Source organism: Streptomyces sedi (genome assembly GCF_006335015.1).
GTDB lineage: Bacteria > Actinomycetota > Actinomycetes > Streptomycetales > Streptomycetaceae > Streptomyces > Streptomyces sedi.
This window is the reverse complement of record NZ_VDGT01000009.1, coordinates 192672-205672: the sequence shown is the minus strand read 5'-3', so window position 1 is coordinate 205672 and position 13001 is coordinate 192672. Positions and strand designations below refer to the sequence as shown.

Here is a 13001-nt window from a genome sequence, read left to right as displayed (position 1 = left end):
GAGGGGATGACTCAATGCGAGTGCTGACCAGAAGGCTCGTCGCACTGACCGGTGCGCTCGCCCTGTCGGGAACGGTCGCGGCCTGCGGCTCCGGCGGGGACGGCGACTCGGGCGCCATCGAACTGACCATCAGCATGAACGCCATCGCCGGCGGCAAGAACGCGGTCGAGGCCGACTGGATCGAGCAGTGGGTCATCCCGCGGTTCGAGGAGGAGCGGGCGGCGGCCGGCGTCGAGGTCGACGTCACCTTCGAACCCAGCGGCGTCGACGACGAACAGTACAAGTCCCGGCTGGCCCTCGACCTCCAGTCCGGCGCGGGACCCGACCTGTACACCCTGGACGGCATCTGGCTGGGCGAGTTCGCCCAGGCCGGCTACGTCGAACCGCTGGAGCGCACCGACCCCGACTACGCCGCCTGGGAGGGCTGGGAGCAGATCCCCGAAGCCGTCCAGGCGCTCGCCACCTTCGACGGCGCGCGGCACGGGATCCCCGCCGGCACCGACGGCCGGGTCCTCTACTTCAACCGCCAGCTCTTCGCCGAGGCCGGGCTCCCCGCCGACTGGCAACCCGCCTCCTGGGACGAGATCGTCGAGGCCGCCGAGGTCCTGGCGGCCCTGGACGGCGTCACCCCGATCCAGCTCAACGCCGGCACCGCCATGGGCGAGGCCACCACCATGCAGGGCGTGCTGCCGCTGCTCGCCGGCGCGGGCGAGGAGATCCACACCGAGGGCGCAGGCTGGACCGGCGACAGCGCCGGCCTGGAACGGGTCCTCGGCCTCTACGCGGAGATCTACGGGGCCGGCCTCGGCGACCGGCAGCTCCAGCAGGAGACCCAGGGCCGCGACAAGTCCTTCGAGGAGTTCGCCGCCGGCAAGATCGGGATCCTGCTGGAGAGCGACTACTTCTGGCGTTCCGTGGTCAACCCCGCCGGCGGCGTCGCCCCCATGGAGGACCGCGACGAGAACGTCGGCTACGCCCTGATCCCCGCCGCCGAGCCCGGCGCGGGGCTCGGCGGCTCCGACCACGTCTCCACCTCGGGCGGCAACGTCCGGGTGGTCAACCCGGCGGGTGACCACTCCGACCTCGCCTGGGAGTTGCTGGCCTTCATGCACTCGGCCGAGGCGGTCACCGCCCTCGTCGGCGACGACCCCAGGATCACCGCCCGCGCCGACGTCAACGAGGCGCTGCTCGGCGACGACCCGATGCTGACCTTCGTCAACGAACGGGTGCTGCCGCTCACCTCCTACCGGCCGGCCCTCGACGTCTACCCGCGGGTCTCCGTCCTCCTCCAGGAGGCCACCGCGGCCGTCGTCGCCGGCGGGGACCCGGCGGAGGCCGCCGCCGACTACCGGGAGGGGCTGGAGGAGGTCGTGGATGGCGACATCGCCCCCTGAGCCGGGCGGGCCGCCGGCCGGGGCGGCGCCGCGCGAGCGCGACGCGGCCGGCCTCGGCCGGCTCGGCGCGACCGCGTTCGTCGTCCCGGCGCTGCTGCTGATCGCCGCCTTCCTGGTCTTCCCCGCGCTCTGGACGATCTACCTGGGCGCCACCGACTACCGGCTCACCGGACTGGCCGCCGTCGACCCCCAGTTCGTCGGCGCGGAGAACGTCGAACGCGCCCTGGACGACGACGGCTTCACCAACTCCCTCGGCCTGACCCTCCAGTTCGTCCTCGGCTCCGCCGTCATCGGGCAGGCGGGGCTCGGCTTCGCCATCGCCTGGGTGCTGCGCGACCGGCGCGGCTTCGGGCGCCGGCTGATCGAGGCCATGGTGCTGCTGGCGTGGATCCTGCCGAGCAGCGTGATCGCGTTCCTGTGGATCGCGCTGCTCGACCGCGACGACGGCACCCTCAACGCGCTGCTCTCCACCCCCGGCACCGCCTGGCTGCTGGAGCACCCGATGCTCTCGCTGATCGTCTTCAACATCTGGCGCGGCACCGCGTTCTCGATGATGCTCTACGCCGCAGCCCTGGGGAACGTGCCGCCCTCCCAGCTGGAGACCGCGCGGCTGGCCGGAGCCTCCTCCTGGCAGCAGCTGAGAGACGTGGTCTTCCCCCGCATCCGGGGGCATGTGCTGACCAACCTGCTGCTGATCAGCCTGTGGACGTTCAACGACTTCACGCCGTTCCTGCTGACCGGCGGCGGGCCGGAGGACCGCACCGAGATCATGCCGGTCTTCATCTACGAGACCGCGCTCTTCGGCGGCGAACTCGGCTTCGGCGCCGCCATCTCGGTGCTGATGCTGCTGATCAACCTGGTGATCGCCGTGGTCTACGCCCGGCTGCTGCGCCGGCGGAAGGACGTGGACCGATGACGGCCCCGCCCGGGGCGGACCCGGAGACAACCGCCGCCGACCGGCACGCGGCGGGGCTCGACGGCGCCCGCCGGCTGCTGGCCACCGTCGGCTTCTACACCTTCTGCTCGCTGGTCCTCGCGTTCTTCACCGTGCCGCTGCTCTGGCTCGCCAGCGCCCCCTTCGACGACACCCCCTCCGTCACCGCCTCGCTGCCCTCGTTCACCCTCGCCAACTTCGAGACGCTGCTGGACAACCGGTACGCGATGCGCTCCCTCGGCAACTCGGCCGTGCTGGCGGCGGGCACCGGCGTCCTGGTGGTGGTCTGCGCGGCGCTCGCCGCCTACGCGCTCAGCCGGGTCCGGCTGCCGGGCCGCGACGCGCTGCTCTACGCCCTGCTGCTGCTCTCCTCCATCGTCACCGGCACCGCCGCCATGGTGCCGCTGTTCAACCTGGCCTTCGAACTCGACCTCATCGACTCCCAGTTGGGCGTGATCCTGGTGCTGTCCGGCGGGCTGCTGCCGTCGGCCGTCTTCATCCTCAAGGACTTCATGGACGGCACGCCCCGCTCCTACGAGGAGTCCGCGCAGGTCTTCGGCGCCTCCCCGCTCCAGGTGATGCGGCACGTGGTCGTACCACTGGTCAGGCCGGGGCTGGCCACCATCGCCGTCTGGTCCGTCGCACAGGTCTGGGGCAACTTCCTCATCCCGTTCCTGCTGCTGCGCTCCCCCGAGAAGTCGCCGGCGGCCGTCGTGATGTACACCTTCTACACCGAGGGCGGCCAGCCCGACCTGGCCCTGATCTCCACCTTCTCGCTGCTCTACTCGGTGCCGGTGGTGCTGATGTTCCTGCTGGTCAGCTCCCGCTACGGCTTCCGGTTCCACGGAGGGATCAAACGCTGATGGCCGACCTCACCCTGGCCGCCCTGACCAAGGTCTACCCCGGCGGGGTCCGCGCGTTGGACTCCGTCGAACTGACCGTCGCCGACGGCGAGTTCTTCGCGCTGCTCGGCCCCTCCGGCTGCGGCAAGACCACCCTGCTGCGCACCCTCGCCGGCCTGGAGACCGCCACCTCGGGCGCCGTGCTGCTCGGCGGCACCGACGTCACCGCCGTGCCCCCGGGGCGGCGGGACGTCGCGATGGTCTTCCAGGACTACGCGCTCTTCCCGCACATGACCGTCACCGACAACATCGCCTACCCCCTGCGGATCAGGAAGGTCCCCGGCCGCGAACGCCGCGAACGCGCCGCCGACACCGCCGCCGAGCTGGGGCTCGGCGACCACCTCGGGCGCCGCCCCGACCAGCTCTCCGGCGGGCAGCAGCAACGGGTCGCGCTGGCGCGGGCGATGGCCTGCCACCCGCGGGCGTTCCTCTTCGACGAGCCGCTCTCCAACCTCGACGCCCGGATGCGACTTGAGGCCCGCACCTTCCTCAAGCGCCTCCAGCGCGAGCTGGGCGTCACCACCGTCTTCGTCACCCACGACCAGGCCGAGGCGCTGGCGCTCGCCGACCGGATCGCCGTCATGGAGCAGGGCCGGATACGCCAACTCGGCACGCCGGCCGAGGTCTTCCGCCGCCCCGCCAACACGTTCGTCGCCTCGTTCATCGGCTCCACCCCGATGAACCTGCTGCCCGGCACGGCCGAGGGCGGCGCCGTCCGCGTCGCCGACACCGCGCTGCCCACCCCCGAGGGGCTGGCGCTTGCCGAGGGCGAGAAGCTGACCTACGGCATCCGGCCCGAGTACCTGACGTTCCATCAGGAGCCGGTCGCCGGCGCCCTGGCCGGCGAGGTGCGCGTGGTGGAGAACCTCGGCAGCTCCCAACTGGTCACCCTGGAAGGCCCGGCTGGTGAGGTGCGGGTCGTCGTCGACGAGGACACCGCGCTGGCGCCGGGCACGGCGGGGCACGCGCTGCCGCGCGCCGACCGCGCGCTGGTGTACCGGGACGGTGAACTGCTGGGCCCCCCGGGGTACGAGACGCCGGCGACGGGAACGAGGACACCGTGACACCCGCGACCGACACCGTCCACCGGGGGCGCTGGACCCTCGCCGACCGGCTCGAACAGCCCCTGCGCGAGCTGCCGTTCGACGTGCCGCCCGGCACGGCCGCGCTGACCGTCGAACTGTCCTACGAACGCGAGGCCGGGGTGCTCGACCTCGGCTGCCTCGGCCCCGCCGGCTACCGGGGCTGGTCGGGCGGAGCCCGCGACCACTACACCGTCGCCGTCGGCTGGGCCACCCCCGGCTATCTGCCGGGCGAGCCCGAACCGGGGGAGTGGCGGGTGCTGCTGCGGCTGCACCGGGTGCCGCCCACCGGCCTGGAGTACCAGGTGCGGATCACCACCACCGGCCGCCGCACGGCCCCGCCCGACGCCCCGGCCGACCCGCCCGTGCCGCGACGGCCCGACCGCCGGCCGCTGCCCGGGGTCGACGGGCTGCGCTGGCTGGCCGGCGACTGCCACAGCCACACCGTGCACAGCGACGGCGCGCTCACCCCCGCCGAACTGGCGGCGCTGGCCGCCGCCCAGGGGCTGGACTTCCTCGCCGTCACCGACCACAACACCGTCAGCCACCACCCGCACCTCCCGGGCCTGGGCGCCCGCTACGGCATCGCGCTGCTGCCCGGGCAGGAGGTCACCACGGACACCGGGCACGCCAACGTCATCGGCGATGTCGGCTGGGTCGACTTCCGGCGCCCCGCCGACCACTGGCTGGCCCACGCCAGGCGCCACGGCGGGCTGTTCTCGATCAACCACCCGGTGGCCACCGACTGCGCCTGGCGCAACGCGCTCACCGACCGGCCGCGCCATGTGGAGGTCTGGCACAGCGGCTGGAGCGACCGCCGCTTCGGCGCGCCGCTCGCCTGGTCGGCGGCGTGGCGGCCGGACGTCGTGGCGCTCGGCGGCAGCGACTTCCACCGGCTGGGGGCCGACGCGCTGCCCGGGCGGCCCACGACATGGGTGCTGGCCGAGGACGAGGCGCCCGAGGCGGTGCTGGCGGCGCTGGCCGCCGGGCGCGTCGCCGTCTCGGCGGGGCCCAGGGCGCCGCTGCTGCTGCGGCTGGGCGACGAACTGCTCGCCCTGGACGCCGAGGGCACGGCGCTGGTCCGCCCCGACGGCTCCCGACTCGCCGTCCACGGCGACCGCGCGCTCCTCCCGGCGGAGCCGGGACCGCACCGGCTGGAGAGCCACGAGAACGAGGTGCTCGCGCTGGCCCGCTGACGTCGGATGTGGGCGAGGGGTGTGGGCAACGGGTGTGGTTTCGGGGGTGGTTCGGGTGGCGGGCGTGATCCCGGGTAGGCGGCACCCCGGCGGTCCGGCGCGGTGGCCGGACCTCCCGCGGTCCTCACGGCCGCCGTTCATCCCCCACGCCACCGAAGGAGGCCACGCGATGGCGACTCCCCTGAGCGCCGACCGGCTGCTGAAGGCCCTGCGCGACGAGGGTCTGACCGTGCACGAGGTCCGCAGCTGGCGCACGCACAACCGCAACGCGCAGGGGGCCTGGGCCCCCGTGCACGGCGTGATGATCCACCACACCGTCACCAGCGGCACGGACGCCTCGGTCCGGCTGTGCTACGACGGCCACTCCACCCTGCCGGGGCCGCTGTGCCACGGGGTGATCGACAAGGCCGGAGAGGTGCACCTCGTCGGCCACGGTCGCGCCAACCACGCCGGCTCGGGCGACGGCGACGTGCTGGACGCCGTGATCGCCGAGCGCGAGCTGCCGCCCGACAACCGGGCCGACACCGACGGCAACCCGCACTTCTACGGCTTCGAGTGCGTCAACCTCGGCGACGGCGAGGATCCCTGGCCGGACGCGCAGCTGCTGGCCATCGAACGGGCAGCCGCCGCCGTCTGCCGCGCCCACGGCTGGAACCACCGCTCGGTCATCGGCCATCTGGAGTGGCAGCCGGGCAAGATAGACCCCCGGGGCTTCACCATGGACGCGATGCGGGAGCGCGTCCGGGCGCGGCTGGGTGAGCCCCCGGACGGCGGCGGTGGCGGCGGCTCGCCGACCCACGAGCCGTTCCCCGGCGCCGCGTTCTTCGCCCCCGGCCGCGAGAGCCCGATCATCACCGCCATGGGCGAGCGCCTGGTCGCCGAGGGCTGCGGGCGCTACCAGGTGGGCCCCGGGCCGGAGTGGACCGCGGTCGACCAGGAGTCCTACGCGGCCTGGCAGCGCAAGCTCGGCTACTCCGGCGGCGACGCCGACGGCATCCCGGGCGAGACCAGTTGGGACCGGCTGCGGGTCCCGCGGGTGTAGCCCGGCACCGCAGCCGTCCGCGCCCCGCACCGCCGGGTGGGCGGCTCGGGGCGCGGAACGGGGTGCGTGCCGTGCGGTGGGGCGCGGACGGCTGCGGTCCCGGGTGGTCCGGTGCGTCGTCGGCCGCGCCCCCGGGGCGACTCAGTGGTGGGACGGCATCTCGCCCTCGACGACGGTGAAGGTCGTCGTGGCGTCCTCCGAGACGTTGCCCGCCGCGTCGGTGGCGCGGTAGGTCACGGTGGTCTCACCGAGGTCGTGGACCATGAACGGGTCCGTGTACTCGGTGAACTCGCCGTCGCCCAGCGCGTACTCGACGTTCGCCACGCCGGACTCCTCGTCCGTCGCGGTGAGTTCGACCGTGGCCATCGCCACGTACGCGCCGTCCGCGTCCTGTTCGCCCGTCACCTCGGCGGTGACCTCGGGCGCGGTGGTGTCCTCCTCGCCTGGCGGTCCCTCCACCACGTCGATGTAGGTCATCTGGCTGGTGGAGACGTTGCCCGCCACGTCCGTGGCGCGGTATGTCACCCGGTGGGTGCCCGGCTCGTCGAGGACGAAGGGCTCCTCGTAGGGCTGGAACACCGTGGCGCCGACCGCGTAGTCGACGCTCTCCACGCCGGAGTCGTCGTCCGTCGCGGTGAGTGCGACGGTCGCGCTGCCCACGTAGGCGCCGTCCTCGTTCTGCTCACCGGTGATCTCGTGGGTGACCTCCGGCGCGGTGGTGTCCTCCTCGCCGCCGCCACCGTCGTCTCCCTCGGTCACCACCAGGGTGCCCTGCATGGCGAGATGCCCGGGGATGGTGCAGAAGTAGCGGTAGGTGCCGGGGGTCAGCTCGACGTCGATCTCGTGCTTGCCGCCCTTGGCGTCGTTCGGGTTGGCGAGCAGGTTGACCCGCACGTCGTTGTTGTAGTCCGAGTTGGAGACGTCGAACGTCAACGTGTGGGCCATGCCCGTGGTGTTGCCGGTGGCCTCGCTGTTCTCGAAGACCAGTGTCGCCGGGCCGGCGACCGCCTCGACGGGCGCGGTCTCGTAGCTGTCGAGGTCGTTGTCGGCGGTCCAGGTCAGGACCTGGTCCTCCGCCGGCTCGTCGGCGACCGCGCTCTGGCCGCTCGGCTGGGCCTGTGCCGCCGGCAGCGTCGCGAGGCCGAGGCCGGCGAGGGAGACCGTCAGCAGTGCCGCCAGCGGTCGCCACCCCCGGACGCGGGTCCGGCGCGGCTGGGGCGCGGTGTCCCCGTCCGTGCTGGTGTGTTTCATCGTTCCCTACCTCCTGCGGGGGAGTCGTCCGCCGTCACCGCTGTGCCAGCTGCTCGGGCGTGGGGGTGGCGGGGCCGCCTTCGTAGGTGACCCGCCAGAGGGCGGACTCCTCGGTGAGGTTGAAGAAGCCGCGCCCGTAGTCCAGGACGTAGAGCGAACCGTCGGGGGCGAACTTCCAGTCCATCAGGTTGCGGATGCCGCCGTCGCCGTCGGGGATGATGGCGTCCAGCGACTCGGCGTGCACGGGGAGCCCGCCGGCGCCGGCGTTCTCCGGGTCCATCACCACGGCGTGGCGCGGCTGTTCGTCGTCGTAGTGGTCACCGACGAACCACTTGCCGTCCCAGTAGGAGGGCCAGGCGACGTCGCTCTCGGTGGCCTCGTCGTAGCGGTAGACCGGGCCGTTCATCGTGGCCTGGCCGCCGCCGCGCAGCCACGGGAGCAGCAGCGTCTCCTCGTCGGCCTCGTAGCTGGGCAGGCCGTTCTCGTCCCTGGGGTAGTCCGGCGCGCCGCCCTGCGGTGAGTACCAGATGTTGTTCGGCGTGACCGGCGGCACCTCGACGAGGCCGTCGTTGTGCGGGGACTCGTTCCTGGGCGCGTCGCAGTCGTACCACTCCAGGGGCAGCGTCGGGTCGGGCAGGTTCCGGTCCCGGTAGGGCTGGTTGTTGCCCATGCAGTACGGCCAACCGCGGTTGCCCGCCTCGGTGATGACGGCGAACGTGTCGTACTTGGCCGGGCCCCAGGTGGTGCTCGGCTCGCCGGCGTCGGGGCCGACCCAGCCGGCGTAGAGCCAGTCGGTGGCCGGGTCGATCGCGATGCGCGAGGGGTTGCGGACGCCCATGACGTAGATCTCGGGCTGGGTCTTGCCGCCGCCCTCCTCCTCGCCGGTGAAGAGGTTGCCCTCGGGGATGGTGTACGTCCCGTCCGGCTCGGGGTGGATGCGCAGGATCTTGCCGTTGAGGTTGTTGGTGTTGCCGGAGGTCCTGCGCGCGTCGGCGAAGGAGACGCCCTCGTACTGGGGCTCCGGGTTGTTGCCCGAGTAGCCGTCGGTGAAGCCCGAGGAGTTGTTGTCGCCGGTGGCGATGTACAGGTTGCCCTCGGAGTCGAAGTCCAGGCCGCCGCCGGCGTGGCAGCAGCTGTGGATCTGCGCGTCCCAGTTGAGCAGCGTCACCTCGGACGCGGTGTCCAGGGTGTCGCTGGCCTCGTCGAACGTGAAGCGGCTGACGCGCCGTTCACCGATGCGGGCCTCGCGGTCGATGGTGGCGTGCGGCATCCAGTACAGGTAGACGTACGCGTTCTCCGAGAAGGCCGGGTCGAGGGCGAGGCCCAGCAGGCCCTCCTCGGTCTTGGTCAACTCGTCGCCGCCGCCCTTGTTGCCGAAGACCTCCAGGTTCGCGGCGAGGGTGACGGAGTCGTCCGACGGGTCGTAGACGTGCACCGTGCCCTGGCCGAGGCCGATCTGCGGGTCCTCCCAGTCGGTGACCAGCGGGTCGTCCGCCCAGCCGCCGGCCCGGCCGATGTAGAACACCCGGCCGTCGTCGGCGATGTCCAGGCCGTGGGGCTCGCCGATCTGGTCCAGCTCACCGGGCTGGTTGGGCTCGGTGATGCGCTCGGCCGTGTAGTTGTCGGTGATGGTGGCCTGGCAGTCGGCCCTGGTCAGTCCGCCGGTCCACAGCAGCGCGCCGCGCAGGTGGGAGCGGAACTCGTCCTCGGCGAAGCTCTCGGCGGTGCCGCCCATGCCGGTGTAGAACGAACGGCCGCCGTCGTAGTCGCGGCACCAGGAGATCGGGTGGTCCCAGCCCTGGGCGCCGGGGCCCGGGGTGTAGGTGTTCTCCCGGACGCGGGCGACGGTGTGCACCTGGCCGCTGGGGTTGTCGGTCCAGTCGTACCAGACGTCCGAGCGCTCCCATTCGAGCGGGAGGTCGACGGTGGCCGGGTGCTGCCGGTCGCCGATCTCGACGACCGCGTCCTGGGCCTCCGCCGGGCTGCCGTCGTCGGGGCGCGCCCCGACGAGGCCGGTGAACCAGTCGGACTCCGGCTGCGCGGTGGCCGCGTCGTGCACGCCGAGGAATCCGCCGCCGGCCTGGACGTAGCCCTGGAGCGCGGTCTCCTGGTCGGCGTCGAGGACGGCGCCGTCGGCGGAGAGGAAGACGACCGCGTTGTACGCCAGCAGCCCGTCGGGCGTGAAGGCGGCGGGGTCGTCGGTGGACTGGACGTCGAACTGTTCCTCCGCCGGGCCCTCGGCCCCTATGGCCTGGATGGCCTCCACGGCCGCCTGTGTGCGGTCCGCCGGCGCTTCGGCCGCGTGGAAGACGAGCACCTGGGCATCGGCTGCCCCGGGCAGCACGCCTGACTGTTCGGTTCCCTCCTCGTTACCTGAGGCCGTGGGGGAGACCCCCAGCAGCGCGATCGACAGGGTGGCTGCAAGTGCGAAGATCTGCGGCTTGCGGCGCATAGCTCGCCCGCCCCTCTTGGGATACAGAAGCCAACGCCCAAGGAAGCTAGACCTCTTTTACCGTGTCGCCAATGGCTATGACCGGAATCGAGGAAACTTTGTCCTGAGGGTGGGCAAACTCTTGTCGTGCTCATACCATGAGGCGCCATCAGAGTCGTTGACCACTGAGCGAGGAAGGCTCTGCGATGCGCCGACCAGGCTTCTCCCGGCGAATGTTCACGACCGGCGCGGCTGCCGCCGCCCTGGCACCGGCGGGGCTGGCCGCGACTGCCGTGGGAGCCACGGCAGGGCGGGCCAGCGGGGAACCCCGCACCAGCGAGGTGAAAACGATCACCCTCTACGCGGAGGCAGTCGGCGACGACGGGCAGGCCGGATACGGCCTGGAGCCCGGTCAGGCGACCATCCCCGGGCCGCTGTTGGAGATGTACGAGGGCGACTCCTACGAGATCGAACTCGTCAACAACATGGACGTGGACGTCTCCCTGCACGTCCACGGCGTCGACTACACCATCGAGAACGACGGCACCGCCCACACCGACAGCACGGTGGCACCCGGCGAGAGCCGCGTCTACACCTGGACCACCCACGCCCCCGGCGTCCGCGAGGACGGCAGCGTCATCGCCGGCAGCGCCGGCTACTGGAACTACCACGACCACATCGTCGGCACCGCGCACGGCACCGGAGGGCTGCAACGCGGGCTCTACGGCGGGCTGATCGTGCGCCGCGAGGGCGACCTGGTCCCCGACAAGACGTTCGTCGTCGTCTTCAACGACATGACCACCAACAACCTCCAGGACGGGCCCGACTTCGAGGCGGTGGTCGGCGAGCGCGTGGAGTTCCTCTCCATCACGCACGGCGAGTACTACCACACCTTCCACCTGCACGGTCACCGCTGGGCCGACAACCGCACCGGGCTGCTGGCCGACGAGAACGACCCCAGCCGCGTCATCGACAACAAGATCTGCGGCCCCGGCGAGTCGTTCGGCTTCCAGGTGATCGCCGGCGAACACGTCGGCCCCGGCCACTGGATGTACCACTGCCACGTCCAGAGCCACTCCGACATGGGCATGGCCGGAATGCTGATCGTCGCCGACGAGGAGGGCAACGCCCCCGGCGACCCCGGCCACCACGCCGAACCCTCCGGCGACGCGCCCCGCCCGGAGGACGACTCGCACGCCCACCACTGAGCCGACGTCCCCCCACGGACCGGGTCCCGCGCGCCACCCCCGGCACCGGGTGGCGCGTGCGCGGCCGGAAATCGTCTTCTGACCCGGCGGTACCCCACGGGGACCGACCGGGTCAGAAGGCGAGCACCACCACCGTCGCCGCGTAGACCACGATCAGCGTCACCCCGTCGAACCCGAGCCGCAGCCAGCCGCGTTCCTGGCGCACCAGCAGGCCGCCCAGCAGCACCGTGGTCATCAGCAGCGCGCCCGCCGTCAGAAACAGCTGGTCGGGCTGGGCCGCGTGAAAGAGCGAGCCGCCCCGGTAGGCGATGTCGCCCACCACCAGGTTCAACGCGTCCAGGCAGTTGCCGCCCACCACCGCCGCGATCGCCAGCGTCACCGCGCCCCTGCGCACCGCCGCGATCGCCGTCACCGTCTCCGGCAGCGCGTTGACCACGCCCATCAGCACCGCGCCGACGAACCCGGCCGCCAGCCCGGTCACCGCGACAAACGTCTCCGCCGCCCGCGCCACCACCCAGCCGCCGGCCAGCACCGCGCCCGCGATGGCCAGGAACTCGCCCCACAGCGAACGCGTGCGCCGCGCGCGGGTGCCCTCCTCGTCCTGCGGCCGGTCCGGCACGGTGTCACGGGTGCGCACCGCCACCCACATCGGACGCGCGTGGCCGCCGATCAGGCGCAGCCCGCCCCAGTAGAACGCCACCATCACCGGCGCGACCGGATGCACCCCCAGCACCGTCACGTCCGGGCTGAAGCTCCCCATCAGGGCCAGCACCAGCAGGCCGATCAGCAGGCAGCCGAAGAGCAGGTTGGCCAGCGAGGCCGCCGCGTGCTCCAGGTTGACGCGGCGGTAGACCGCGTCCGCCGCCACCACCGCCAGGGTCTGCGCCGCGATGCCGCCGACCGCGTTGCTGTACGCCAGCTCGGGGTGGCCGTCGGCCGCGCTGACGGCCGTCATGACGATCCCCGACATCGACGCCACCAGGCCGAAGAAGACCGCGCCGAACAGCGCCTCGCCCTGCCCGGTGCGGTCGGCCAGCACATCGCCGAGGGTGGCCAGCCGGACGCTGCCCGCCACCGTCAGCAGGCCGGCGAGGACAAAGAGGGCGACGCTCCAGCCCAGCGGCCACTGGCCGGTCAGGATCTCGGACATACGCCGCATCCTGGCCCCCGCGCGCCGCCCCCGCCGGGAGGCCGGCCGGCCGGGTGCGCCGCCCCGCCCCCGGCCCGCGTATGGGTTCCGTCAACGTCGGGCCCGGCGCTGTAGGGAAACCGTCAACGAAAGGTCCCAAACGGTCGGTAAGTGGAAGTCTCGACACCGGTTCGTTCTCACCCGTCTCCTTCCGTTCCCCTCCGTTCCGTTCCCCTCCGTCTCCCAGGAGCCCCGATGGCCGATCTGGCCTTCGCCCTCACCACCCTCGCCGCCTTCCTCGCGGTCGCCCTCGTGGCGAAGGGGGTGACCCGGCTGTGAGCCCGCAGGACATCGTCGGGCTGGTGGTGGCCGCCGCCCTTCTCGTCTATCTCCTCGCAGCCCTCCTCTTCGCCGAGAGGTTCTAGGCACCGC

11 protein-coding genes are annotated in these 13001 nt (G+C 72.5%); 8 read left to right on the top strand and 3 right to left on the bottom strand.

Annotation, left to right across the window (positions count from 1 at the left end):
• The first annotated feature begins 14 nt into the window (after positions 1–14).
• The 6 genes from FH715_RS14340 (at position 15) to FH715_RS14315 (ending at position 6550) form a co-directional block, all read left to right on the top strand.
• Positions 15–1394: an extracellular solute-binding protein gene (locus FH715_RS14340; RefSeq protein WP_139645150.1), complete on the top strand. Its 1380-nt coding sequence runs from the start codon at positions 15–17 to the stop codon at positions 1392–1394.
• A complete protein-coding gene (locus FH715_RS14335) occupies positions 1375–2310 on the top strand; it encodes a carbohydrate ABC transporter permease (RefSeq protein WP_139645148.1) in 936 nt (311 codons plus the stop codon). The genes FH715_RS14340 and FH715_RS14335 overlap by 20 nt, the downstream gene beginning before the upstream one ends.
• Positions 2307–3191, top strand: a complete 885-nt coding sequence (locus FH715_RS14330; RefSeq protein ID WP_139645146.1) for a carbohydrate ABC transporter permease — start codon at positions 2307–2309, stop codon at positions 3189–3191. The genes FH715_RS14335 and FH715_RS14330 overlap by 4 nt, the downstream gene beginning before the upstream one ends.
• Positions 3191–4294 (top strand): ABC transporter ATP-binding protein, encoded by a 1104-nt coding sequence (locus FH715_RS14325; RefSeq protein WP_139645144.1) that lies wholly within the window; start codon positions 3191–3193, stop codon positions 4292–4294. Before FH715_RS14330 ends, FH715_RS14325 begins: the two co-directional genes overlap by 1 nt.
• Positions 4291–5508 carry a CehA/McbA family metallohydrolase gene (locus tag FH715_RS14320; RefSeq protein WP_139645142.1) on the top strand — a complete coding sequence of 406 codons (1218 nt, stop codon included), beginning with the start codon at positions 4291–4293 and terminating at the stop codon, positions 5506–5508. Before FH715_RS14325 ends, FH715_RS14320 begins: the two co-directional genes overlap by 4 nt.
• 169 nt (positions 5509–5677) lie before the next feature.
• Positions 5678–6550: a peptidoglycan-binding protein gene (locus tag FH715_RS14315; RefSeq protein WP_139645140.1), complete on the top strand. Its 873-nt coding sequence runs from the start codon at positions 5678–5680 to the stop codon at positions 6548–6550.
• Between the two features lie 141 nt (positions 6551–6691).
• On the opposite strand, the gene FH715_RS14310 is transcribed toward FH715_RS14315, so the two are convergent.
• Together FH715_RS14310 and FH715_RS14305 are read right to left on the bottom strand one after the other, a co-directional pair.
• A complete protein-coding gene (locus FH715_RS14310) occupies positions 6692–7801 on the bottom strand; it encodes an OmpL47-type beta-barrel domain-containing protein (protein ID WP_139645138.1) in 1110 nt (369 codons plus the stop codon).
• 34 nt (positions 7802–7835) lie between these two features.
• Entirely contained in the window at positions 7836–10253 is a 2418-nt protein-coding gene (locus tag FH715_RS14305) for a ThuA domain-containing protein (protein ID WP_211367623.1), read from the bottom strand.
• A 185-nt stretch (positions 10254–10438) separates the two neighbouring features.
• Here FH715_RS14305 and FH715_RS14300 point away from each other — a divergent pair, with 185 nt between their 5' ends.
• A complete protein-coding gene (locus tag FH715_RS14300; protein ID WP_139645136.1) occupies positions 10439–11440 on the top strand; it encodes a multicopper oxidase domain-containing protein in 1002 nt (333 codons plus the stop codon).
• Between the two features lie 112 nt (positions 11441–11552).
• Here the strand turns inward: FH715_RS14300 and FH715_RS14295 are convergent, their stop codons facing one another.
• Positions 11553–12581, bottom strand: a complete 1029-nt coding sequence (locus FH715_RS14295; RefSeq protein WP_211367635.1) for a sodium:calcium antiporter — start codon at positions 12579–12581, stop codon at positions 11553–11555.
• A 323-nt stretch (positions 12582–12904) separates the two neighbouring features.
• Here FH715_RS14295 and kdpF point away from each other — a divergent pair, with 323 nt between their 5' ends.
• Positions 12905–12994 (top strand): K(+)-transporting ATPase subunit F, encoded by a 90-nt coding sequence (kdpF, locus tag FH715_RS14290; protein WP_139645132.1) that lies wholly within the window; start codon positions 12905–12907, stop codon positions 12992–12994.
• The last annotated feature ends 7 nt before the right edge of the window (positions 12995–13001 follow it).

Excerpts from the sequence above, each read along its gene's own strand:
- FH715_RS14340 (WP_139645150.1), top strand. The coding sequence starts at position 15 with ATGCGAGTGCTGACCAGAAGGCTCGTCGCACTGACCGGTGCGCTCGCC.
- FH715_RS14335 (WP_139645148.1), top strand. The coding sequence starts at position 1,375 with ATGGCGACATCGCCCCCTGAGCCGGGCGGGCCGCCGGCCGGGGCGGCG.
- FH715_RS14330 (WP_139645146.1), top strand. The coding sequence starts at position 2,307 with ATGACGGCCCCGCCCGGGGCGGACCCGGAGACAACCGCCGCCGACCGG.
- FH715_RS14325 (WP_139645144.1), top strand. The coding sequence starts at position 3,191 with ATGGCCGACCTCACCCTGGCCGCCCTGACCAAGGTCTACCCCGGCGGG.
- FH715_RS14315 (WP_139645140.1), top strand. The coding sequence starts at position 5,678 with ATGGCGACTCCCCTGAGCGCCGACCGGCTGCTGAAGGCCCTGCGCGAC.
- FH715_RS14310 (WP_139645138.1), bottom strand. The coding sequence starts at position 7,801 with ATGAAACACACCAGCACGGACGGGGACACCGCGCCCCAGCCGCGCCGG.
- FH715_RS14305 (WP_211367623.1), bottom strand. The coding sequence starts at position 10,253 with ATGCGCCGCAAGCCGCAGATCTTCGCACTTGCAGCCACCCTGTCGATC.
- FH715_RS14300 (WP_139645136.1), top strand. The coding sequence starts at position 10,439 with ATGCGCCGACCAGGCTTCTCCCGGCGAATGTTCACGACCGGCGCGGCT.